Annotated in this window: 17 protein-coding genes; 2 read left to right on the forward strand and 15 right to left on the reverse strand. The window is 40.0% G+C overall.

The features are described 5' to 3' along the window. Positions 1 to 49 precede the first annotated feature (49 nt). The 3 genes from LXL81_RS14780 to LXL81_RS14790 form a co-directional block, all read right to left on the reverse strand. Positions 50 to 919, reverse strand: a complete 870-nt coding sequence (locus tag LXL81_RS14780) for a PHB depolymerase family esterase (protein ID WP_234647570.1) — start codon at positions 917 to 919, stop codon at positions 50 to 52. Positions 920 to 1,006: 87 nt separating this feature from the next. After that, positions 1,007 to 1,390, reverse strand: a complete 384-nt coding sequence (locus LXL81_RS14785) for a VOC family protein (protein WP_234647571.1) — start codon at positions 1,388 to 1,390, stop codon at positions 1,007 to 1,009. Between the two features lie 208 nt (positions 1,391 to 1,598). Further along, positions 1,599 to 2,243 (reverse strand): hypothetical protein, encoded by a 645-nt coding sequence (locus LXL81_RS14790; protein ID WP_234647572.1) that lies wholly within the window; start codon positions 2,241 to 2,243, stop codon positions 1,599 to 1,601. Positions 2,244 to 2,485: 242 nt separating this feature from the next. Here LXL81_RS14790 and LXL81_RS14795 point away from each other — a divergent pair, with 242 nt between their 5' ends. Further along, positions 2,486 to 4,315, forward strand: a complete 1,830-nt coding sequence (locus LXL81_RS14795) for a cytochrome-c peroxidase (protein ID WP_234647573.1) — start codon at positions 2,486 to 2,488, stop codon at positions 4,313 to 4,315. Positions 4,316 to 4,361: 46 nt separating this feature from the next. Continuing rightward, positions 4,362 to 6,461 carry a metallophosphoesterase gene (locus LXL81_RS14800; RefSeq protein ID WP_234647574.1) on the forward strand — a complete coding sequence of 700 codons (2,100 nt, stop codon included), beginning with the start codon at positions 4,362 to 4,364 and terminating at the stop codon, positions 6,459 to 6,461. Positions 6,462 to 6,521: 60 nt separating this feature from the next. Here the strand turns inward: LXL81_RS14800 and LXL81_RS14805 are convergent, their stop codons facing one another. From LXL81_RS14805 to LXL81_RS14860, 12 genes are all read right to left on the reverse strand, one after another. After that, positions 6,522 to 7,430, reverse strand: coding sequence for a bestrophin family protein (locus tag LXL81_RS14805; RefSeq protein ID WP_234647575.1), 909 nt, complete (start codon positions 7,428 to 7,430; stop codon positions 6,522 to 6,524). 39 nt (positions 7,431 to 7,469) lie between these two features. Next, positions 7,470 to 7,931: a hypothetical protein gene (locus tag LXL81_RS14810; protein ID WP_234647576.1), complete on the reverse strand. Its 462-nt coding sequence runs from the start codon at positions 7,929 to 7,931 to the stop codon at positions 7,470 to 7,472. A gap of 150 nt (positions 7,932 to 8,081) precedes the next feature. Beyond that, positions 8,082 to 9,449 (reverse strand): sensor histidine kinase, encoded by a 1,368-nt coding sequence (locus tag LXL81_RS14815; RefSeq protein WP_234647577.1) that lies wholly within the window; start codon positions 9,447 to 9,449, stop codon positions 8,082 to 8,084. Further along, positions 9,433 to 10,131 carry a response regulator transcription factor gene (locus LXL81_RS14820; protein ID WP_234647578.1) on the reverse strand — a complete coding sequence of 233 codons (699 nt, stop codon included), beginning with the start codon at positions 10,129 to 10,131 and terminating at the stop codon, positions 9,433 to 9,435. The genes LXL81_RS14815 and LXL81_RS14820 overlap by 17 nt, the downstream gene beginning before the upstream one ends. A gap of 189 nt (positions 10,132 to 10,320) precedes the next feature. Next, on the reverse strand, positions 10,321 to 11,049 hold the full coding sequence (locus LXL81_RS14825) for an isoprenylcysteine carboxylmethyltransferase family protein (protein WP_234647579.1): 729 nt from the start codon (positions 11,047 to 11,049) through the stop codon (positions 10,321 to 10,323). Beyond that, positions 11,046 to 11,783: a carboxy-S-adenosyl-L-methionine synthase CmoA gene (gene cmoA, locus LXL81_RS14830; protein ID WP_234647580.1), complete on the reverse strand. Its 738-nt coding sequence runs from the start codon at positions 11,781 to 11,783 to the stop codon at positions 11,046 to 11,048. The genes LXL81_RS14825 and cmoA overlap by 4 nt, the downstream gene beginning before the upstream one ends. Before the next feature lie 439 nt (positions 11,784 to 12,222). Then, positions 12,223 to 13,008 (reverse strand): SDR family NAD(P)-dependent oxidoreductase, encoded by a 786-nt coding sequence (locus tag LXL81_RS14835; RefSeq protein ID WP_234647581.1) that lies wholly within the window; start codon positions 13,006 to 13,008, stop codon positions 12,223 to 12,225. Positions 13,009 to 13,037: 29 nt separating this feature from the next. Further along, positions 13,038 to 13,898 (reverse strand): esterase family protein, encoded by an 861-nt coding sequence (locus tag LXL81_RS14840; protein WP_234647582.1) that lies wholly within the window; start codon positions 13,896 to 13,898, stop codon positions 13,038 to 13,040. Positions 13,899 to 14,116: 218 nt separating this feature from the next. Further along, on the reverse strand, positions 14,117 to 14,521 hold the full coding sequence (locus tag LXL81_RS14845) for a hypothetical protein (RefSeq protein WP_234647583.1): 405 nt from the start codon (positions 14,519 to 14,521) through the stop codon (positions 14,117 to 14,119). A gap of 141 nt (positions 14,522 to 14,662) precedes the next feature. Next, positions 14,663 to 15,700 (reverse strand): SDR family oxidoreductase, encoded by a 1,038-nt coding sequence (locus tag LXL81_RS14850; protein ID WP_234647584.1) that lies wholly within the window; start codon positions 15,698 to 15,700, stop codon positions 14,663 to 14,665. Positions 15,701 to 15,767: 67 nt separating this feature from the next. Then, the gene (locus tag LXL81_RS14855; RefSeq protein ID WP_234647585.1) at positions 15,768 to 20,345 is read right to left on the reverse strand and encodes a chemotaxis protein CheB; all 4,578 of its coding nucleotides are present in this window, start codon (positions 20,343 to 20,345) and stop codon (positions 15,768 to 15,770) included. Positions 20,346 to 20,673: 328 nt separating this feature from the next. Continuing rightward, positions 20,674 to 22,395, reverse strand: a complete 1,722-nt coding sequence (locus LXL81_RS14860; RefSeq protein ID WP_234647586.1) for an alpha-amylase family protein — start codon at positions 22,393 to 22,395, stop codon at positions 20,674 to 20,676. Positions 22,396 to 22,558: the final 163 nt, after the last annotated feature.

The following is a 22,558-nucleotide window of genomic DNA, read 5'->3' on the forward strand; positions in this document are numbered from 1 at the left end:
TATCATGTTTTGTCCGGCGACTGTTTTTTTAGGCACCGGACAAAAAATGTTATTCCATTTGTCTTTTGAAAAACTTCCAGGACTCTTCAAAAACATCAATATCGGTCAGCCATTGATGTTTTCCATTGATCACTTTTAGCAAAGTGACCTCCGGCTTTCCCTTTTTTTGGTAAGTATACTTTTCAATTGTGATGTCATTGCTCGTATCGGCATCCTGAACAATGGTTTTTACAGGATCTCCCTTGTAGCCGTCAAGTGCAGCCCAGTACTGAAATGACTGTTCCGTAGCGCGCACGGTTCCCAGCGATACCCCCGGAGTTTTCACCTCTCCGCCATTATATGGATTTGTCTGGTCCGCAGTACCGTTTGTAATCATAACCGCAAGCGGCTTTTTTGATTCTACACAATCCATGTTTTCGGGCGTCGGAAGATTGGCTACAACTGCTGAAATAGCCTTTATTTTGTCAGGCATTGTTATTCCCAACGAATAGGACATATGCCCTCCACCAGAAAAACCTGTTGCAAAAACTTGTTTTTCATTGATTCTAAACCTCTCGTTAAAATATTTGATCATCCCTGAAAAGAATGCAGGTTCATTGATATTCTCAACGTTTGCAGCCGCCGTAGAAGCCTTCCGGCATTCATTCCAATAATGTTTATAACCGGCCGGGTAAGCTATTATAAAATTGTCGGCCACAGCCCTCTTTTCCAGCGTCACCGCTTTTTCAACCATATCCTGAGGTTTCCCTCCGGATCCATGCATGGCAAAAATAAGACTTGCACCAGTTTGTGTGGGTTGCGGTTTGTTGTAATAAAAAACGCGGTAGTGGTTGTCGATTAACAGAGAATCAGCAACGAGTTGGGCTCTTACGAGAGAGCATTGTAATAAGATGATGGTAATGAAGAGGTTTTTGAGCATTGGGAAAGTATGTTTTTAGTTGTTTGACAGAGAAAGCGGTTTCGCTCTAAAAAACTACTTGGTGCCAGACATTCGTCATCTCAATAATTAAGATTCCGCAATCACAGATAAAATATTACCCGCCGGATCCTTAAACCATGCGATTTCCGGGCCGCCTCCACGGAAAACATGATCGGGATCGGTTTTAAAGTCAGGCAAATTATAACTTTCAAATTCAATTCCGAGTGCTTTCAATTTTTCCATAGTACCGGTCACATCCTTAACCGGAAAGTTTAAAATTGTAAAGGTCGCCGGCTCATGATTTGGTTTTTCATACACGACAATATTATGTCCACCTGAAATATGAAGATGTAGAATCGCCATTTCATCAACCTCCGTGATTTCTATCCCTAAAACATCACCGTAAAACTGAATGGCTTTTTCCAGATTATCTACTGAAAAGCCGCTGAATGCCTTTATTTCTTTGAACATGGTAATTATGTTTAATGGATGAAAACTGATCTCAATTCAGTGTAAAATAGAATTTTCGCTTGAACAGAAACCTTTGTAACGCCGGACACAATACAAAGTTATCTATTTAATTATCAGTGAAGAAGGCAATAAAAGACATTTAGAGGGGGCAGCTGTGACATTATACTTCGATAAACGTTAAGCATTAAATTGATATTACCAGAAAAGATCAACGCCTCAGTTCTGCACAATTTTCATAAAAGCGCCAGAATATATTCGATAGTGATCTTTTAGTATAGGAAACGATATTGATCCGCCTGTCTATGGCACTACAATTTTTGAGATAGTCATACAACTGGGCCTTATAGGTTTGATTGGAGATATAGGTTGCATCAACACCCTGAACATTCCCCCCTTTATAAAACTGATAAATAAGCCATTCCATTTGTCCGTCTTTAAATATGTAAAAATGGTCTTTACCCTTGCTATCTTTCAGATAATATAAACTTTTTACTCCCGGCACCAATTCCAGCAGAAATACGGTATCCTCCAAAATAGGATGAAAAGGAAATTCGGGTGATACTTTTATGGCTTTACCTGACTCATCCGCCAGAACACCTGCCTTGACATACTTTTTTTCATGAACGTAAAATGTGGAAATATCCTTTGGCGAATATTTTTTTACCTCACTTTCCATTTTTGATTTAAAGAAAATCTCCTTAGGATTTTCCGGCCATTCCTGATATTCAATATAACCTGATAAAGTGTCCTTCTGCGTATCAACGATGTATCCGGGCTCGAATTTATTCTGCGCCAAAACAGTATAAGTGGTTAGAGAAAAATAAAACAACAGTAAAGCGGATTGATGCCTCATGGAATTAATAGGTTGAACTTTTCAGAATACTTATTATTTAATGCAATCGTAAGATAGATTTTCTGTTCAAAGTGTCAAAACAGTTAACAGATCATAATAGAAATCTTTGTATTTCCTGCTTACCTGAATTTTATATTTCTGACGACAACTATTTCATTTCCAATCAATAATTAATTATCTCTTCTTATGATTTTCCTGTTTACTTTGTAAATTATAAATCAATGTTTTCCGGAAGTTTCTGTATGGAAAGGGCATTTAAAATATTTATCGTATTTGGCTCCCTGGCCTGTATCTTCATGACTGCCTCTTTTCGAAAAAAAAAAGAAACCGGTATACCAAAGGTTTTACAGCAATTCCGGACGGATTCTAAATCATTTGCTGCCAGCATTTCCACGTTGGACTCAGCTTTGCAAGAAATTAATTCGGCAAGACCTCAAACAATTACGAGTGCAAAAAAAGCGCTGATCCGCAGTCGAGTTGCTTATAAACGAGTAGAATATTTTCTGGAATATTTTTTCTACACCTCTTCCCGGATTTACAACCGCGCACCGAAAAATGAAATTGAAGAACCTTATCTGGAATACCAGGAATTGGCCGGACTTCAATATATTGAAACGATGCTTTTTGATAGCTTACCCGAAGGGCACAAGTCTGAATTTACAGAACAAACTAAACTAATAAGCTTGTCTGCGAATGATTTAAACGCCTTGTTGCATGAATTTGGAGGAACCGATACACAGATTCTGGAAGCCGTAAGAACTGAATTTGTACGCGTTGCAACGCTTGGAATAACAGGATTTGATGCGCCGATGCTGAAATCAGGAATAGAAGAATCTCTATCAGCCCTGGAATCTTCGCGAAAGATTTTAATTCCTTATCTTGAAAAATATAACTCCGACGTATCAGACTTAAAGTTATACCTGGATCGATCCATTCTTTACCTGAAACAAAATCCTGATTTCGATACATTTGACCGCCTCGAATTTCTGACAACTTGTTTGTTTCCTTTGCAAAATCGATTTGAAAAATGGATTAAAACCGCAGGATTAGAACCTGATAAAAAGGGTGTTCTAAATTATAAAGCTGAAAATATTTTCAGCAGAAATGCATTGAATGAAGAGGCATTTATGACTGAAAAACACAACACTTCCCGGGCTAAAATTACACTTGGGAAAAAATTATTTTCCGAAACATTACTTTCCGGAAACGCTCAGAAAAGCTGCGCCTCATGTCACAATCCACAGAATTATTTTATGGACGGGCTGTTAAAAAGCATTGGATTAACCTCTGAAAGATTTGCAAAAAGAAATGCTCCTTCCCTGCTCTATTCAAAATATCAGCACAGCCAGTTTTGGGATGGGCGTGTAAAAAGTCTTGAAGATCAGATTGAAAATGTTATTCAGGACACTTTGGAAATGAATGGAAATATTGAGGCAATTTTAACGAAACTAAATGCTGAAAAACAATACAGAAAATCTTTTCAAAAAGCGTTTTTTAAAAAACAGGATGATATAATTACAGACAAGGAACTGTATCGCACGATAGCTTCGTATGTCAGAACTTTGAATCCTTACAATTCGCCATTTGACCAATATATGCGGGGAAACCGAAATGCCCTGACCGAAAATCAGATTTCCGGATTTAATCTTTTTATGGGTAAGGCGCAATGTGCAACCTGTCATTTCGCACCGCTTTTTAATGGATTAATTCCACCGCTATACAAATTAACAGAATTTGAAATATTAGGAACAACAAAAACCGATAATCTGGAAAAACCGGAAAACGATCCGGATGAAGGGCGTTTCAACTTTCGTCCGATTAAATTTTACAAAGGCGCTTTCAAAACACCGACCGTAAGAAACGCGGCAAAAACGGCTCCTTACATGCACAACGGAGCCTTTCAGTCTTTGGAAACGCTGATAGAATTTTACAATCAGGGCGGTGGTGCCGGTATGGGATTATCGGTACCTTCGCAAACTCTTTCTTCGGCTAAATTAAATCTGTCTGAAAAAGAGAAAAATGACATCATTGCATTTTTAAACGCACTAACCGATGATTTAAGCGACATTTGAATCATCCACAAAATAAAACTTACATACTCCTGACATTTAATATTTTATGAGAAAAAATTTACTTTTTATAATCTTCACCTTCCTGATTTACCCGGTTTATGCGCAGGTTATCCGTGGCCCATATTTGCAGGCAATGGCATCAACAAGCGTTGTGATCAGGTGGAGAACAGACGTGGCCACAAATTCACGGGTACAATTTGGCAGTTCATCTTCAACATTAACCCAAAAAGTTGAAGACGAAAAACTGGTAACAGATCATGAAATCAAGATCATGGGCTTGAATCCGGCAAGTAAATATTATTACTCCATCGGTTCCACTTCCACGGTTTATCTGGGCGACGAAAGCACTTTCTTTCAAACTGCACCTGTTCCGGGTACTATAAACAAGTACCGCTTTGGCGTTCTTGGCGACTGTGGGACTAATTCTGCTTTCCAGGGAAATGTACGGGATCAGCTTTCTGCCTATCTGGGAAATAATTATATGAATGCCTTGATTTTGTTGGGTGATAATGCCTATTCTCTGGGAACCGATCCGGAATACCAATCCAATTTTTTCAATCATTATAAAGAAACATCTCTACGAAAATTCCCGGTTTTCCCTACACCTGGAAATCATGATTATAACAACGATAATCCCGACAGACAAAAAGATCATAAAGTACCTTATTTTGATATTTTCTCGCCTCCTGCCAACGGAGAAGCGGGCGGTTTTCCATCAGGAACCAAGGCATTTTATTCTTATGATTACGGAAATGTCCATTTTCTTTCGCTTGACTCCTATGGTCGCGAAGATCAGGAAACGCGCTTGTATGATACCCTGGGCAAACAGGTACAATGGATAAAAGCAGACCTGGCGGCTAATAAAAACAAAGGCTGGGTGGTTGCTTACTGGCATCATCCGCCATTTTCACAAGGTTCCAGAAATTCGGAAACGGAGCTGGATATGATAAAGATCCGCGAGAATTTTATACGGATACTGGAACGAAACGGCGTTGATCTCATACTCTGCGGCCATAGCCATGTCTATGAAAGAACCAGGTTAATCAACGGTTTTTATGATTATTCCGGGAAGTTCAACAATGCTGTCCACAACGTAAGCCAGTCTTCCGGTAAGTATGACCTTTCGGATAATTCATGTCCTTATATTAAAAAGTCATCCGAAAATAAAGGAACCGTTTATGTCGTTTCCGGTTCGGCCGGCCAGCTCGGATCGCCTGCTGCCGGTTTTCCGCATAAAGCCATGTATTATTCCAATGCAGATCACGGCGGATCGATGATTCTGGAGGTAGAAGGAAACCGGCTGGATGCCAAATGGATTGGTATTGACGGCCTGATCAGGGATCAGTTTACGATGGAAAAGGATGTTAACCAGGTAAAAACGATCAATCTTGATGCCGGCAAAAGTGTCAAACTGGAAGCATCTTTTATTGGCAAATATGTCTGGAATAACGGTGAAACTTCCAGATCCATAACCGTTTCTCCAACCGTTGATACAGAGTACAGCGTAAAAGATGCTGAAAATTGTATCGTTGATGTATTTAAAATTAACGTGGCTTCTCCATTGCCGGTAAAGCTGATATCGTTTTCGGCTGCTGCGGATGCAAGTAATGTTGTAATGCTTAAATGGTCAACTGAATTTGAAAACCAATTTGCATTTTTTCAGGTTGAAAGATCTGTCAATGCAAAAGATTTTACAGATATAGGCCATGTAAAAGGGAGTGAAAATTCATCTCAAACCAAATCATACGAATTTTCAGATCCGACAGGAAAAACAGTCTTCACGGCTGATTCCATCTATTACCGCTTAAAAATGGTTGATCTTTCCGGGAAATTCGAATATTCCAGAGTTGCTGCTGTTAAACTTAAAGAAATTATACTGGCAACAGAACCAAACGTCCCGTTCGATATTGAAATAGTCCCAAACCCATCCGTTCAGGAAGATATCCAGGTCCGTTTAACCGGACAAGAAAGAGGTTCTGCACTTATTTCTGTTATTGATATTTCAGGTAAAGTTATCCTGACCAAAACCGTCTTACTATCAAAAAACCTCACCCATATTTTACCAAAAGGAATTTCCAAAGGCGTTTATTTTTTAAAAGCCGTCATAGGCAATAGAACGGTAACCAAAAAATTTATGATTTTGTGAAAAAACAAAAAAAGTGAGCTAAAAAGCTCACTTTTTAAAATCCAAAACCACTTTACATCACTACAAAATATAAAACTTTTCAGGCTCATAGGCCAAAGGAACATGCTTGTCGTGCATCATTTGTTTCAGGTCACGCTCAATATTTCTCGAAATAGATAAAACCGGCGTATCCGTTGGCTTATTTTCAAACGGATCCTGCAAATGAATGGCCATTTTTTCAATTAAAAAGAAACAGGCCGTTAACACGATCAGAACCGGAACCATTAAAAATCCAAACAAATCAACCATACCAAATGGAAGGAGGATGATGAAAAAGTGCAATGCTATGTGGATATACAGGCTATACGTAGCAGGAAAAACGGTATTTTTTATTCTTTCACATTTACCCATAGCATCGCACAAACGAGTGATAGTGCTGTCAATCTGAATTTGCTGATATGGATTTACCCAACCTTGTTTCAATGCATTATTTAGGTCCCGGGCATGTAACTGTATCAATCCAACATGCTTGTTGTCGTATCCACGAAGATCGTCAGCCTCTTCCTCAGAAATAAAATTTCGCACGGCCGGCATAGGATCATCCTTCCGAAGTCCATGGCCCAGTGCATAACACCAGGCGATCTGTCTCTGAATAAAACGATTTTTAAATGCTTCAATATTTTCCGGTTGATACGGATCATCAATCAAAAAAAGCACCTGACGTGCAAGGGTCCGCGAATCATTTACAATAGCACCCCAAATGATCCGCGCCTCCCACCATCTGTCGTAGGCCTGATTGGAACGAAATGCCAGCAAGAGCGAAATAATTGTACCCAAAACCGTTGGGACAGTCATTGGAATACTGATGTTGGTGATATGAAAATTCTGGTATATGACTTCGATCGTAAGACCATAAATTGTTACAAACAGAATTTCATATTTTATTTTCCCAAAAATATATCGGACAGGAATATTCTTTTTAAGTAGCATATGCAGAATTTATAATTTACTTGGTGTCAGTCTGATAGTTTATCTTTCATTGTTAGAATCAATAAATTCAGGTGAAAGGATTTTATCTGTATTGATGAGTGGAATGCCTGCTTTACGGATTACCGGTAAAGCATCGATACTACTTTTTGCTAATTTCGGAATACCATAACTTTCGGAGAATGCAATGAAATCGGCGCGGTTGTAGTCGAGGAAATTCTTGAAAAGCGCAAGTCTGCTTCCGTAAAAAAATTCTACCTCAACACTTTTCAAAATATCAGGAAAATCAGATTTCAACAGCTCACAAGCCTGATAAAATGATTCTGATACAAATTCATATTCTTTTTTACGGTAATTTGAAAACAGCAGATCCTGGATATCGTCTGCGATATGAAAAAGGTGAGTAAAAAGAACCCGAAGTGGCTCTGTCGAATTGCTAACGATTTTTTCGGCCACCTGAAAAGATTCCCTGCTAAAATCACTCACTATTATTACCGTTTTCATAATCCTATCGTTTTGTAAAACAAGGTATTTGATCAATAATTTGATGATACAATGTTACATCCGGCGTATTAGCACCAGTTAAAAACGAGGTTATAATCCGCTAAGTGAGTTATTAAAATCCTGTAAGAATATTAGAATACGGTGAGGAAGTTAAATTTCTGTGGGCAGATAAATGATAAAGCGTGTCCCTACGCCTACTTCACTATCCACCACGATATTTCCCTGGTGCAGTTTGATAATATTATTTGCCAAAGGAAGGCCGATGCCATAACCTTTATATTTCCCGGTATTGGATGCCCTGAAAAACGGCACAAAAATCTGGCTCATTTCTCTGTCCGGAATACCAATTCCCTGATCGGTTATTTCGACAATAACGTATTTTTCATCAGCACTGATTTTGATCAGAACTGGTTTGTTATCAGAATATTTACAACTGTTAAGTACGATATTAGAAAAAGCTGCTTTTAATAACGTTTCATTTCCGCTGATAATCAGTTTTTGTTCATTCTCAGGCAGTTCGTCTAGGTTAATTTCAACGCTGTTCCCCGGCATTATTTTGTCAGAAGTTTCTTTCACCGCAAACATCAGTTCATCGACCCGAATAGCTTCCCACTTTTCCTTTTTTCCATCAAAACCAGTTTGCGCCAAACTTAACATACTGTCAGTCAGGTGCTCCATTTTTTCAGATTCGCGAAAAATCGTTTTAAAAGATTCCCTTACCGGCTCCGAAATACCTGAATCAAAAAGATTAAGCTGTGATTCGCCACTGATTATGGTAAGCGGCGTTTTGAACTCATGAGATGCATTACTGACGAAATTATTCTGGATATCGAAAGTTATTTCCAGTCTGTCGAGCATGTCGTTGAATGTGGCGGCAAGATCCGATATCTCGTCTTTATTGGAATCTACTGCCAAACGCTGATTAAGATTATGCGCGCTGATACCCTTCACATTACGGATGATACGTCTTATGGGACTAAAAATCTGAATGGAAAATAGTTTACCAAAGGTGAAGACAAATAATAGTGAAATCAGAAATCCGGTAGTAAGCAGATTTTTCAGATTTTCCATTTCCTCCAATCCATAAAGATCAACGGCCGAAGATAATACGATGATATTTTCACCTGACTGGGTAATGTTCATTCCTACGTAGGAAGTATCACCCTTAAAGAATCTGGCAGGCTGTTTTCTGATAATTGCATCGTAGAACGTCTGCGGCATGGGTAGCTTTTTCCTTAAACTATCCGCCTTTTTCAGGTCCTCTTTCCAAATTATATGATGTTGTTCAAAGGGAAGATCGCCCAAATGATTTTCCTTGATGTCATAATAAATTGAAGTATGGGATTTATTCTTCTGCAACGCGGCATGACCAACTATTTTTGCGCGGACTTCCAGCCGGTGGTAAAAACTGGCAGCAATGCTTCCTGATGTGAAAATGTATAGGAAAATACTGAGCGACAAGATGATTCCCGCTGTGAGTACTGTGAAGATAAGTACAATTCTATTTTGGATCTTCATAAGTCTGGCGCATCACATATCCCATTCCAAAAACGGTATGAATCAATTTTACCGAACTGTTTTTATCAATTTTTTTGCGAAGATAATTGATATAAACATCAACGACATTTGTCCCGAGATTGAAGTTAATATCCCAGACATTTTCCAGGATTTCCATCCGGTTAAGTACACGATTTTGATTGGATAGCAAAAATTCCAACAGTCGGAATTCTGTCGCGGTGACTGTGATCGGTTGACCGTTGCGGGTTACAGTTTTGGTAATTTTATCCAAAACCAAGTCGCCCATTTTTAAAAAATCAGTACTGGATACTTTTTCAGGCTCCTTAGTGCGTCTTGTCAAGGTTCGTATCCTTGCTTCAAGTTCGGCCAGTTTGAATGGTTTTGTCATGTAATCGTCGGCACCGGCATCTAGTCCCGAAACTATATTTTCAGTGGTACCCAATGCAGTCAACATCAAAACCGGAGTTGAAGAATTTGCGTTTCTGATGTTTCTGCAAACTTCCATTCCATTCATTACTGGCAACATTAAATCCAGAATAATCAGGTCAAACTGGTGTTTCAGTGCCATTTCCAAACCCGATTTCCCATCCATGGCAACCGTGATTTCATGACCCGCCGCGGATAAGCTTCGTTGAATAAGTGATATTACGCTCGGTTCATCTTCTATGAGCAAAAGCTTCATGTATGTTTTGCTTTGTTAGGTGATTCTGGCAAAAATAACCCGTTTTTAGAATAAATAATTTCTTTGACAAGTTATATTTTTTCCAGGCCACTTTTTAAATTCCTGTTTATAGCAAAACACCAGCTTCTTAAAACACCCAGCTCCGTCAGAACTTCCTTTCTTATTCAGGAAGTTCTGACGGAGCTGTGATTAACTAACCCGATCTGTCATTTTGCCTGATTTTTTCAGATAACGGACATAGCCATATACAATACCGAGCGATACGAATATTGATAAAAATATTCCGACCCGGATATCCTGATCAGGAACAAGATGTTCGTATTCAAACAGAATAATCGCTGCGATACCAACCAGCCATATGAAAAGCGTATTGTATTCCTTGATCAGCCATCTCTTATAGTTGAATTTCATTTCGGAAAAGGTTGTCTCAATTCCCTTGAAATTAATAACCCAACGGTTTACACGCTGACAATAATTTGTAAAATCAAACCCGAATTTATTTTGAAGAAAATTTTCTTCTGCCATCACGATCGACTGATAGATGAACAGGAAAACCGGAAACACAATGCCCAAATAAATCCAGGAATTTGAAAGGATACCAACACCCAGCAGCATCAATATATTTCCCACATAAAGCGGATTGCGACAGTGTTTAAAAATTCCCTCGGTAACAAGATTTTCGGCATGGACTTTTTTATCCTTACCACCACGAATGATGTAGGCCAATCCGATTGTGGCACCACGGATGGCTTCTCCCAAAATCGTGACAAGCAAACCGATAACGATGGGCCAGATATGATAATTTTCTCCAAAACGCGCCTTTGTAAAAATATCCGGCGATGGTAAAAAAAGCAGCAGATAGAGAAAAATAAACAAAATGTTTCTAAACCTGAAAAAGAAATTCCCTATTGTGATCATTTTTTATGAGCTATAATTCCGGCAAAATTGTACCATTTAAAAAAGGTTTCGCAGTGGGCAAATCCCACATCTTCAAGCATAAAAATGTTTTCTGAAAGTTTGTAAGGGATCAGGACGTTTTCCAGTGCCTCTCTTTTTTGTGATATTTCCAGATCGCTGTAATTGTTACGACGTTTGTAATCGTAATAATATTTAATAAAATCACGATTGAACATACTATCTTCTGCCAGAATTTTTTCTACCAGGATTAAAGTTCCGCCAGGATTCAGGCCCTTGTAAATGTTTTCCAGACATCTTTTACGATAGATGGGACGAAGAAACTGAAGTGTTAAGCAAAGAATCACTACCGATGCATTTTCAATATTAAGATCGCCATGAAGGTCTGCGGCGCGTAATTCGTATGGACGGGAGAATTCAGATTCACGGAGTTTGGCATCGCATTTCACAAGCATTTCATCCGATTCATCTATGCCTACAAAAGAAATATCCTCAGGAACCAATGTATTTAACCCGATCAGGGTAGTACCGGTAGAACAGCCCAAATCATAAACCAACGTCCCTATTTTTGCATGATCGGCAGCGAGTTCCGCGACCATCCTTTGAATTTCTCCATAATGTGGCACCGAACGGTTCACCATATCATCGAAAACTTTAACCACCTTACTCCCGAACTTAAAGTCGGAAGCTTCGGAAATCTCTTCCCGAAAGACATTATCTCTTTCTAAATTTTCCATAACGATTATTAAATATGCAACCCTAAACGCTAAAAAGCCTTTTTATCCCACACAAATTTGCATGCAATCAGGCATTTCTATTCATATACAATTCACACAAACTTTAAAAATTCTATCTGCTATGACGAATTTAAAAATTTGGATGAAGTTTTATTTTACCAAATAAACAAAGTTTAAAAACGGACTTTATAGAAATTAATTATCTAACATACATCAGTTCCTGGAATTAATTAGATAAAATAATTATACCTAACTTCAAAGAAAATCAAACAATCGAATTCTGACAACTATAAAAGTATACGTTACAATTGATTTGTTTGTGGCATTCATTGAAATTATAGAATTACAATTCTATAAAATTCAACATTACAGGCAGCAGTTTGAAATTTTTTGAAAGGGATAATAAAAGAGAGGGAATTGAGAATATTCCTGAAGCAATTTATTTTGCAGTCCAGCCGCCGTCAACCGTTAAAATGGAACCTACCATATAACTTGCTGCATCACTGGCAAGGAAAATAGCAGCTCCCTGAATTTCATGTAATTCGGCCCAACGGCCTAATGCAGTAGCACCCAACACTGTTTTAATAGCATCTTCGCTATCCTTAATCGGAATATTCATGGCTGTCAGAAACGGACCGGGACAAATGGCGTTGACCATAATATTGAATGGCGCAAGTTCAATCGCAAGTGCTCTGGTCATATTCACCACGGCACCTTTGCTGGCCGTGTATGGCGTGCGGTTTGCCAGGCCGATAAGGCCCAAAGTACTGGCCAGATTTATAATCCGGCCGCTTCCATTTTTTTTCATAAAAGGCGTAACCGCTCGGGCGCTAAGCCAGGTTCCGTTTACGTTCACATTCATCACCTTCGTGAAATCCTCATAGGACAATTCATCGATAGCACCGCGAATATTAATCCCGGCGCTGTTGATCAGAATATCAATTTTACCAAAAGTATTAAATGCAGCTTCCGCCATTAAACCGGCTTCCGATTCGATGGTGATGTCTGCGGAATAGGAAACCACTTTGGTGCCAAAGTCCGCTTCCAGTTGCTGAGCTGCAATTTTACCTTCTTCGGCATTCCTGTTCACGAGCATCAGGTTTGCACCGGCGGAGGCCAGTCCGGCTGCCATAGCATAACCAAGTCCGCGCGAACCACCGGTAATTATTGCACATTTACCTGTCAGATCAAATTGTTTGATCCCCGGAAGAATTTCATGACTCATGGAATAAATAATTCAGAACGGTTGTCTGTTTAATACTGATGAAAACCCTGAGAGACAAATTCCAGCACGGTTGGCAGTGCATCACGCCAGTATGTCCAGTTGTGCGCGCCATCCCGGATACGGAATTCATGAGGTATCTCCTTTTTTCTTAAAGCAATGTGTGCCAGACTATTACCCTCGAACAAAAAATCGTCGTCGCCACAATCGATATACCAGCGTACAGCTTTCTTTTGCGTATCAGGGATTTTGTCAATCAGAGCCAAAGCATTATGACGATTGTAATAATTTTGTATCGTAGAATCCTGTAAGTTAGGATTTGTTTTTAACATATTTTTTCTGGCATCTTCCAGCGTGATCGGACCGGTATATGCGCTTAGCGGACAGGCAGATGAGAAAAGTTCAGGGTGATGCAGGGCATACATAAAACTTCCACCGCCACCCATCGACAGACCTGCCACGGCACGGAAACGCTTTTCAGTTTTTATTCTGAATTTCTTTTCAACCGCGGGCATTAGCTCCTGAAAGAAAAAATCTTCATAAGCCCAATCCCCTTTCACATCATTAAAGTATCCCCTTCTCCCGGTATCAGCATCGGGCATTACGATGATCATTGGCGTTGCCAAACCATCCCTGATGGCCATGTCGGTAATATTTAAAACTTCTCCAAATTGTACCCAACCCGTATGGTTATCACCGGCACCATGAAGCAAGTACAAAACGGGATAACTTCTTTCGGAGGTTGCATAATCCGGAGGAAGATAAATTGCATATTTTCTTTCTGATTTCAGAAGCTTGCTGGGCAGCGATAAATTGTCATAGACTTTTCCGGATTGTGCGAAAGTCAAAGTAGTGATCAATAAAAAAAGAAAGGTAAAATTTACAATTTTCATATTTCAGTCTGATATTTGGATTGTTCGTTTTCTGAAAAGCAGCAGTTCAGGTTTACTTAGGTAAGATCGGAGCGTATGGTTTATACCCGGTAAAACACATCAAATATTTTTTACTGATTAGAGATAATATTTACTTGCAGCTTTGTTGAATACAAGTCACAAAAAAAGTCCGGATTTTCCGGACTTTCTAATACGCAGACTAGTAAACAATATACTAATTAATTCTTTGGTGCCAGTTTGGCTTCGTCATCAGCGATTTTGCTTCTTAAAGATTCAATATCTTTTTTCAGACCTTCTAAATTATCAGATGCTTTACGGGCACGCTTTGCATCTCTTTCGGCTTCATTAGCACTTTGACGTGCTCTTTTTGCCAGTTTTCTATCCTGTGCATCATTGGCAAGATTTGCTGCCTGTTTGCCATTTTCATCAGCAGACTTCTGAGCTTGCTCCGCTGTCTTTGATACTTCATTGGTTGCCTCAGCCAGCTGATTTTCCAATTTTGCCAGTTCTATTTTTCTTTCATTAAGCTTTTTGCTTATTTCAAGCGACTCCTTTTGCTGCTGTAAAGTATTTAGGGAATCCTTTGAAACCACTTGTGCGGACAACGATAGGGATATAAGCATTATACCCAGCGTGTTAACAATCCATTGCATTTTCATATTCTTGTTTTTTTACTTAAAAGAGAATTACAATTGACTATTCGCAATTATCGTGCCAGTAATTTCAACTTACTGTTGTTACTGTTTGTTTTAAACACTTCTTATCTAAACTTCATTAAATTCAGCGGCAGCTTCATCAGAATTTGCCGCTGCCGGCCCGTTTGATAATTCGGATTCACTTTCAAAACCTTTTTTCTCCTGAAGATTATTTCCTTTGGGAAGAAAATGATTGGCAACCTGCATGAGCGAATTAATACTTCCGGGTAAAAGTCCCTGCAAACCTACCGCAACTTTTCCCAATTGTGTCAATATGAGTTCATTTTCACCCTGTTCAAGTGCTTTCACAATTTGTTTGGCCGCACTTTCTGCTTTTTGTGATAACAAGGATGAGGAATCTGCCAGTTTAAACCAGGCATACTCGGATTCATGATCACCTTTTACTGTAACATTCCTTGGACTGCCAGTCTGCATCAGATTAGGAATCACAGTTGTTACATGAATATTATCTTTCTTTAATTCTGCATTTAAGCCTTCCGAAAGGCCCACCAGGGCAAATTTACTTACACTATAAGGCAAGAGATGAGGCACAGCAACCTTTCCGCCAATTGATGCAATATTTACAATCCGGCCTTCACCTTGTTGTAAAAATATGGGCAACGCAGCTTTGATGGAATAAAGCGCAGACCAGAAATTTGTGTCCATTACCTTTTTATAATCCTGAATCTCCATCACATTTTCCGGGCCGACCGTGATAATTCCTGCATTGTTTATCAACACATCGAGCTGTCCATAATGCTCATACACTGCCTTGATCATCCTCTGCACTTCAATTTGATCACTCACATCCATACGGATCGTAATCACTTCTGCTCCCAGTTCTTCCAGTTCTATCCGTGCGGTTTCCAGCTGACTTGCGGTTCGGGCGCAAATGGCGAGTTTGGCTCCTTTCGACGCCAATACTCTGGCCATTGCAAGACCCAAACCTCTTGAACCTCCGGTGATGACCACTACCTTGTTTTTAATATCAAATTTATTGATCTCCTTATAAATTGTTTTTGCCAGGGCAAATATCCCTGCTCCCACCGTAACCATTAAGGCAGTTTTTGCCGAGATTATTGATTCTTTCTGGTTTGTATTTGTCATAACAAAAGGTTCGATAAAATTAGAAATGGCTTATAGGAAGCTGCTTTGACAAAAACCATTCCATTTTCTAAATTTTATAGCTGACGGGTAACAGAATCCTGAATAACGTTCCTTCATCTTTATTACTTTCGATGGAGAGTTTTGCGCCTAATAATTCACACAAACGCTTCACTATGAACAATCCGATCCCTTCACCCGTTGCAGAAGCAGAACTTTGTCCCATGACTTGCCTGACCTCTTCGGATACATCCGTTAGTTTGGATAAAAGTGAACCAGGCATACCTAAACCTGTATCTTCTATATCCATAAACCATTGCTGTTCATCAAAACCATTTACCATTTCCGTATTTTCCGGTTTGCCCCACTTGATGCTGACTCCACCATTTTTTGTATATCTGATTGCATTTAAAACCAGATTTTGAACAATTCTTCTGATTTTCACCAGATCACCATCGATGATCAACTGATCAGTTCCGTCAATTTTTAACCACAAATTTTTGTCCTTTGCCAGCGGGATCATACTTTCACTAAGCTCGTTCAAAACATCTGAAACATCGAAAGTTGAAATTTCAAGTCTCTCCTGGCCTGCTTCCAACCGTGAATAATCCAGTAGCTGATTCATCATGTAGGTAACCTGACGAAGGTTTCGCTGTATCATTTCCAGTGATCGCGCGCGCTGCTCCTCCGTATCCATTAAATTTAAAAGTGCCGTAGCACCGGTGATAATTCCAAAACTACCCCGCAGATCATGAGAAGTTGCCCGTAGAAATTCGCCACGATGACTGATATACTGACGCATTTTTTCAAGAGACTGAATCATTCCGTTCGATTCTTCCAGTTGCTGCATCCATTTCATCTGCTGCTGTTCGGCATCTTTTAAAGAAGTGATATTCATCCCGGCAATGACCACTCCACGGTTGTGCCTGATAATAGACATACCCGACCATTTTTTATCCTCAGGAAAATAGATTTCTTCGTAAAAATATTCTCCCGTGATCAGCACATTTTTCATTTTGGCAATCGCATCAGGAGGGTATAATTCTGTGGCGCGACTATCCACAAGTTCGCTAAGCGGTTTATGAAATTCACTGGCGAATTTCTGATTGCTCACAACCAGAATAAAATCTTCAACCTCCTGATTTTCATTATAAAAGGGTTTTAGATAACTAATCGATCCCGGAGAACAATCAAGCACAGCCTGCAAACTTTCCAGACTCTTGATAAGTTTTTTATCTGCGATTTTCCGTTCAGATATATCAAGAATGGTGACAACCACACCGTCTTTATCAATTTGGCGCGTTATAAAAAAAGCATGAAAACTGTTGTTCCCCGGAAAAATATCGGCAATTTCCTTGTATACCGGCTCACCGGTTTTTAGTACCTGAATATATAAATTAAGAAGCTCCGGCGTTTTTAATTTTGGTTTATTTTCTACAAACGAATTTCTGTGAATATTTTCTTCGGTGTAACCAGTCAGATCCAGCACCTGTTTGTTATATACAGAGATCGAAAAATCAACAGCCTCCCCCGTTTTTTCGTCCCTGATTACTTCCATCAAAGTAATGGCTGCTGGCACGCCGTTTAAAACACTGAGTAACCTGTCGGCCGTTTTGGTAAGTTCTTTATTGGATGTATGTAGCTCAGCATTGGTATCTCTCAATTCCTGTGTTCTCTGCTGCACGTGCAGATTTAGCTGCTCGGAAAGGGTTTTCTGAAGGTGTATCTCCGTACCGTTTCCTATATATCCTGTAAATTTCCCATCAGGAGAAAACATTGGTTTTGCCGTTTCCAGCACCCACCTGTAAGTACCGTCATTTCTTTTCAGACGATACTCAATGCTGAATATTTGTTTGTCCAGGAAATTTTTAGTGCAGGCTGCCAGATATGGCTCGCGGTCGTCTTCATGGATATAACTTGTGAAATCGTAGCCTGAAGTCGTCACATCGTGACCCGTAAATTCCAGTAATGCCTTGTTTAAAAAATTAATCCGGCTGTCCTGGCCGGTTACCCAAACCAGAGCAGGCGCATAATCAATCATATCATGAAACCATGCCTGGCGTTCTTCCAGCATACGCTGCACACGACGGTGTTCGGTAATATCTTCAATGACAAGAAGAATTGCCTCTTTTCGCTCATGCTGAACTACTTTCCTTGCATGCAGCAACATGGTTTTTTCTCCAAGTCCCTGAAAATTCAGACAAACTTCATATGATTTTATGTGTGCATTGTTGGTTATAACCTCTTCCAGCAACTGACGAAGCTGCGCGATATCCCACTGGCGTTTGTCCAGCTCATAAAACATTCGCCCTTCGATATGTTCTTCCTGTACATGGAATATCTTATAAAAAGCTTTGTTTGCACTTTTGACTGTAAGGTCTTTGTCCAAAACGAGCGTTGCCTCTCCAATCGTACTGAATATTGCTTCGGCATATCCATAAGCCTCCGTCAGCTGATCATTACGGGTTATAAGCTCCTGATTGATCGTCAGTAATTCCTCATTGGTTGATTCAATTTCTTCCTTACTGGTTTCTAGCTCTTCGTTGATGCTTTGCAGTTCTTCGTTACTGCTTACAATCTCTTCATTGGCTGACTGCAGTTCTTCATTGCTTTTTTCCTGCTCCTCAATGATCGAATGCATATCTTTCCGCAAAGACGACAGCTCCATTTCAAGTTGTTTGATACGGTCGTCCCTGAAATTGGCAACTTTGTCTTCCAGTAAGACACCCGGCATAACCTCTTCAAATAACACCAGAAAAAGTGACTGGTCGGGAGTATTTCTTATTGGTACAACTTCAATTTCAACATAATGCGTCCGGTCATTAACGATCATTTCCAGACCGGTTTTCCGGGAAATCTCTCCTGATTTCCTGCTTTTATGGATCGTATTTCTTAATTCAAAAACCAGGGACGGACGAGCCATTTTCAGTAAATTGAAGCTGGCCTTTCCGGGAGAATGTTCAAGAAAAAGCCCGGTAGATCCCCGGAATTGCAGAATTTCCAGATCCTGGTCAACGATGACACTGGCCGGAACGTATTTTGTCAACAACAAAGCATCCACCTCCTTATCCAGATCTTTGACAGGTGCCGGAAGTTCAGATATTTTGGACTGAATACTTCCACTTCCGACATGTCCCAGACGGGCGGCCACGCGCCAGCGTAAATTCATATCAAAAGTTGCCTTACTTGCATCCCTGCTTTTGCGAATAAATATCTTCTGCCTTTTGTCAATCTGAGAGAAAAGTGACACCGCACTTCCGACGGCTTCTGAATTTCCTAAAAGAAGAAAACCTTCCGGATTCAAAGCATAATGGAATGTTCCCATTACTTTTTGCTGGTAAACCGTATCAAGATAAATCATCAGATTACGGCAGCTGATCAGGTCAAGTCGTGAAAACGGAGGATCCTTCAAAACGTTATGCGGCGCAAAAACACATAAATCCCTGATTGACTTTTTGACCTGGAACTGGTCATCTTTATTAATAAAAAACCTTGTCAGACGGGTTGCTGAAACGTCGACAATCTCGCTTTTTGAATAAAGTCCGTGCCTGGCCCTCGCAATAGCGGGATCACTCAAATCACTGGCAAATATTTGTATGGATATTCCCGATGTTTCACCCAATAATTCTATCAGCATCATGGCAATAGAATATGCCTCCTGCCCCGTTGAACACGCCGGAATCCAGATACGTATCGTGTCACCAGCGGCTTTTGTTTTGATGATCTGCGGAAATAATTTCTTTTTGAGATAATCCATCGTTTCGGTATCCCGAAAGAAATTGGTCACGTTGATCAGCAGATCATTGTAAAGTGTGCTGGCTTCATTGGGATGTTGTTTTAAATAAACCGCATAGTCGTTCAGCGTGTCCAGTTTATAAAGAAGCATTCTCCTTACAATCCTTCTCCTGATCGTTGACATTTTATAATGGTCAAAATCTACACCAACCGCACGTTTAACGAATTGCAGAATTCTCTTCAAATCCTCATCATTTGATTCTTCTTCCAAATCCTCCTGCGAGGTAGCCGTTAGTTTAAAAACAGCCGTTTGCCCGCTCAGACGTTCCAGTTCTCTGGCTATTTCCACTGGCGAAAGCACAAGATCTACAACGCCTTCGGTAATTGCAGATTTTGGCATACTCTGTTGTCTGGCACTTTCATCCTGGGCAATGGTGATACCGCCGGCCACCTTTATCGCTTTCAGACCCAGCGTTCCATCATTCGCCATGCCTGACAAAATGATTCCCACCGCTCCATCTTTTTGCCGTTCCGCCAAAGAAATGAAAAATCTGTCAATTGGCAGATGGACGAAGGGATGCGGTTTACGCTGAATTAAAGTCAAAGCTCCATCCAGGATTTCCATATCTCTATCCGGAGGAATTATATAGATATGATTAGGCTCAATCTGCATCTGATGGGTAGCCTCGTGCACCTTCATGGCAGTAAGCCTGGCAAGAATATCTGTTAGATGACTTTCGTAAGTCGGAGATAAATGCTGGATATATACGTATGCCATCCCGGTTACGGGCGACAAATTTTCGAGAATTCTTGAAATCGCCTCCAAACCACCCGCTGATGCACCAATCGCTACAATCGGTACATGTTTTTCTTCTTTTTTACTATTTTCTTGGGTTGGTAAGTTTTCTGACATGGGTTTTGTAATATACCTGGCAATATTTAAACCATTAATCTTGAAATATGTTCGGCTGTCCTACACTTTATTAAAACCGCCGAACCTATACAATATTAAAAATATACAGGCAAAAACCTAAACTACGGGATAAATGGTAACTAATTCAACAAAAATCCGTTATGAATATTGATATAAAAATTTGATAACAAGTAAGTTATATCAATATAATCATTTAGAATTATTCGATCATAAAAAAAAGGCTCTGAAAACGATATTACTATCCCCATCAGAAACCTGTTCCTTATTTCAAATTTATCAGTGAAAAGCTCAGAATTTATCTGAATTTTCAAGGTATGATATGATCGACGCGATACCATTTGTAGCCGTAGCCATCCAGTGAAACTGAAAACTTTCCACCATCTGCCTTCTTATCAAGATTCTCTTCGATAAGATCATAAAGAACTTTCATATTTTCCGATTGAATGGAGGCTTGACGGGATTGAGGATTGAAATTATGTAAGATTATCAGCGACTTTCCATCATAATCATAACGAATTGCCAGAATGTCCGGAGAACCGGAATCGATTAAAGAATACGTTCCCAAACCAATTTCGGGACAAGATTTCCTGAGTTTGATAATACGTGAAGTCCAGCTTAAAAGTGAATTCGGATCTCTGAATTGTCTGGCAACATTAATCTGCTGATATCCATAATCTCCTTTGCTGATAACAGGACGAAAAGCGGTATCGGCGGAGGTGAATCCACCATTTTTCTCATCTGTCCATTGCATCGGTGTACGAACAGACAAGCGTTCTTTCAAACTTAGATCATCACCCATTCCAAGTTCTTCTCCGTAACGCAACACAGGTGCTCCCGGCAACGAAAAAAGTAAACTGTAAGCCAGTTCCATGTGTTTCCTATTGTTGCCGAGCATGGGTGCAAGACGGCGGCGGATTCCCCGTTCATAAAGCTGCATCGTTGTATCAGGGCCAAATTTTGCATATACTGCATTGCGCTGTTTATCGGTCAATCTGCCCAGATCAATTTCGTCATGATTTCTTAAAAAATGAGCCCATTGCGATGCTTCCGGAATCTTCTTTGTTTGTTCAATGGCTTGCGCAAAAGGTTTCAGGTCGCCGGTTGCCAAAGCATAAAACAGATATTGATTTGCAAAGAAGTTGAACATCATCTGAATGCCTTCCCCGTTTTTACCAAAATAATTCTGGTTTTCTTCCGGCATCACATTGGCCTCTCCGAGAATGGCGGCGTCAGATTTTCTGGATTGGGCAAATTGTCGCATATCATTTAAAAAATCGAAATCAAGTTTAGGTTTTTCACTACCTGATTTGGGGACTTCAATGATAAACGGTACCGCGTCCAGCCGGAATCCTGCAATTCCCTGATTTAGCCAATAGCCGATTATCCGCTGACTTTCCAGCATAACCTCCGGATTGGAATAATTTAAGTCAGGTTGAAATTTATAGAACCGATGATAAAAATATTCCCCGGTTTTTTCATCCAAACTCCACACTTCTTTCTGCACACCGGGGAATACCATGCCTTTATTCCAATCTTTCGGTTTTTCTTTTGACCAGACATACCAGTCACGATATTTTGAATCTTTGCTTTCACGAGACTTCTGAAACCAGGGATGCTGGTCGGAAGTATGGTTCAATACCAGATCCATAATGACCCGAATTCCTCTCTTCCGGGCCTGAAAAAGAAATTCAGTAAAATCTCCACTCGTGCCAAACTTTTCATCAACCCCATAAAAATCTGCAACATCATATCCGTCGTCCTGGCCAGGTGAAGGCTGAAAAGGCGCCAGCCATATGGCGTCTATACCGATGGCTTTCAGGTAATCCAGTTTTTGGATCAGTCCGTTAAAATCACCCCTCCCGTCACCATTGCTGTCTTTGAAAACTCCAACTTCAAGATTGTAAATCACACTGTTTTTATACCAGAAATTTTCCTTCACTTTCAAGGGCGCCACTTTGGTCTGCGCGTTTGAAAAAAGTGATTGCAGCAGAATGAAAATCAGGATTACAGTGAGGTTGAATTTTTTCATTTATTTGGTAATTAGATGCGTAGTATTCAAATTGAATTCTTTGCCGGTTTGAGATTTTCATAACCCGTCCGACGGCGAAAAAACCGTCGGACGGGTGGCTCGTTAAAATTTTCTTGCTGCGGCTAATCTTTTGACCGGAAACCTGGAAAACCTTGCGGGGCTA

It is taken from the genome of Dyadobacter sp. CY356, assembly GCF_021440195.1.
In the GTDB taxonomy this organism is placed as follows: domain Bacteria; phylum Bacteroidota; class Bacteroidia; order Cytophagales; family Spirosomataceae; genus Dyadobacter.

Coding starts and splice junctions, on each gene's coding strand:
- LXL81_RS14780 (WP_234647570.1), bottom strand. CDS start 919: ATGCTCAAAAACCTCTTCATTACCATCATCTTATTACAATGCTCTCTC.
- LXL81_RS14785 (WP_234647571.1), bottom strand. CDS start 1,390: ATGTTCAAAGAAATAAAGGCATTCAGCGGCTTTTCAGTAGATAATCTG.
- LXL81_RS14790 (WP_234647572.1), bottom strand. CDS start 2,243: ATGAGGCATCAATCCGCTTTACTGTTGTTTTATTTTTCTCTAACCACT.
- LXL81_RS14795 (WP_234647573.1), top strand. CDS start 2,486: ATGGAAAGGGCATTTAAAATATTTATCGTATTTGGCTCCCTGGCCTGT.
- LXL81_RS14800 (WP_234647574.1), top strand. CDS start 4,362: ATGAGAAAAAATTTACTTTTTATAATCTTCACCTTCCTGATTTACCCG.
- LXL81_RS14805 (WP_234647575.1), bottom strand. CDS start 7,430: ATGCTACTTAAAAAGAATATTCCTGTCCGATATATTTTTGGGAAAATA.
- LXL81_RS14810 (WP_234647576.1), bottom strand. CDS start 7,931: ATGAAAACGGTAATAATAGTGAGTGATTTTAGCAGGGAATCTTTTCAG.
- LXL81_RS14815 (WP_234647577.1), bottom strand. CDS start 9,449: ATGAAGATCCAAAATAGAATTGTACTTATCTTCACAGTACTCACAGCG.
- LXL81_RS14820 (WP_234647578.1), bottom strand. CDS start 10,131: ATGAAGCTTTTGCTCATAGAAGATGAACCGAGCGTAATATCACTTATT.
- LXL81_RS14825 (WP_234647579.1), bottom strand. CDS start 11,049: ATGATCACAATAGGGAATTTCTTTTTCAGGTTTAGAAACATTTTGTTT.
- cmoA (WP_234647580.1), bottom strand. CDS start 11,783: ATGGAAAATTTAGAAAGAGATAATGTCTTTCGGGAAGAGATTTCCGAA.
- LXL81_RS14835 (WP_234647581.1), bottom strand. CDS start 13,008: ATGAGTCATGAAATTCTTCCGGGGATCAAACAATTTGATCTGACAGGT.
- LXL81_RS14840 (WP_234647582.1), bottom strand. CDS start 13,898: ATGAAAATTGTAAATTTTACCTTTCTTTTTTTATTGATCACTACTTTG.
- LXL81_RS14845 (WP_234647583.1), bottom strand. CDS start 14,521: ATGCTTATATCCCTATCGTTGTCCGCACAAGTGGTTTCAAAGGATTCC.
- LXL81_RS14850 (WP_234647584.1), bottom strand. CDS start 15,700: ATGACAAATACAAACCAGAAAGAATCAATAATCTCGGCAAAAACTGCC.
- LXL81_RS14855 (WP_234647585.1), bottom strand. CDS start 20,345: ATGTCAGAAAACTTACCAACCCAAGAAAATAGTAAAAAAGAAGAAAAA.
- LXL81_RS14860 (WP_234647586.1), bottom strand. CDS start 22,395: ATGAAAAAATTCAACCTCACTGTAATCCTGATTTTCATTCTGCTGCAA.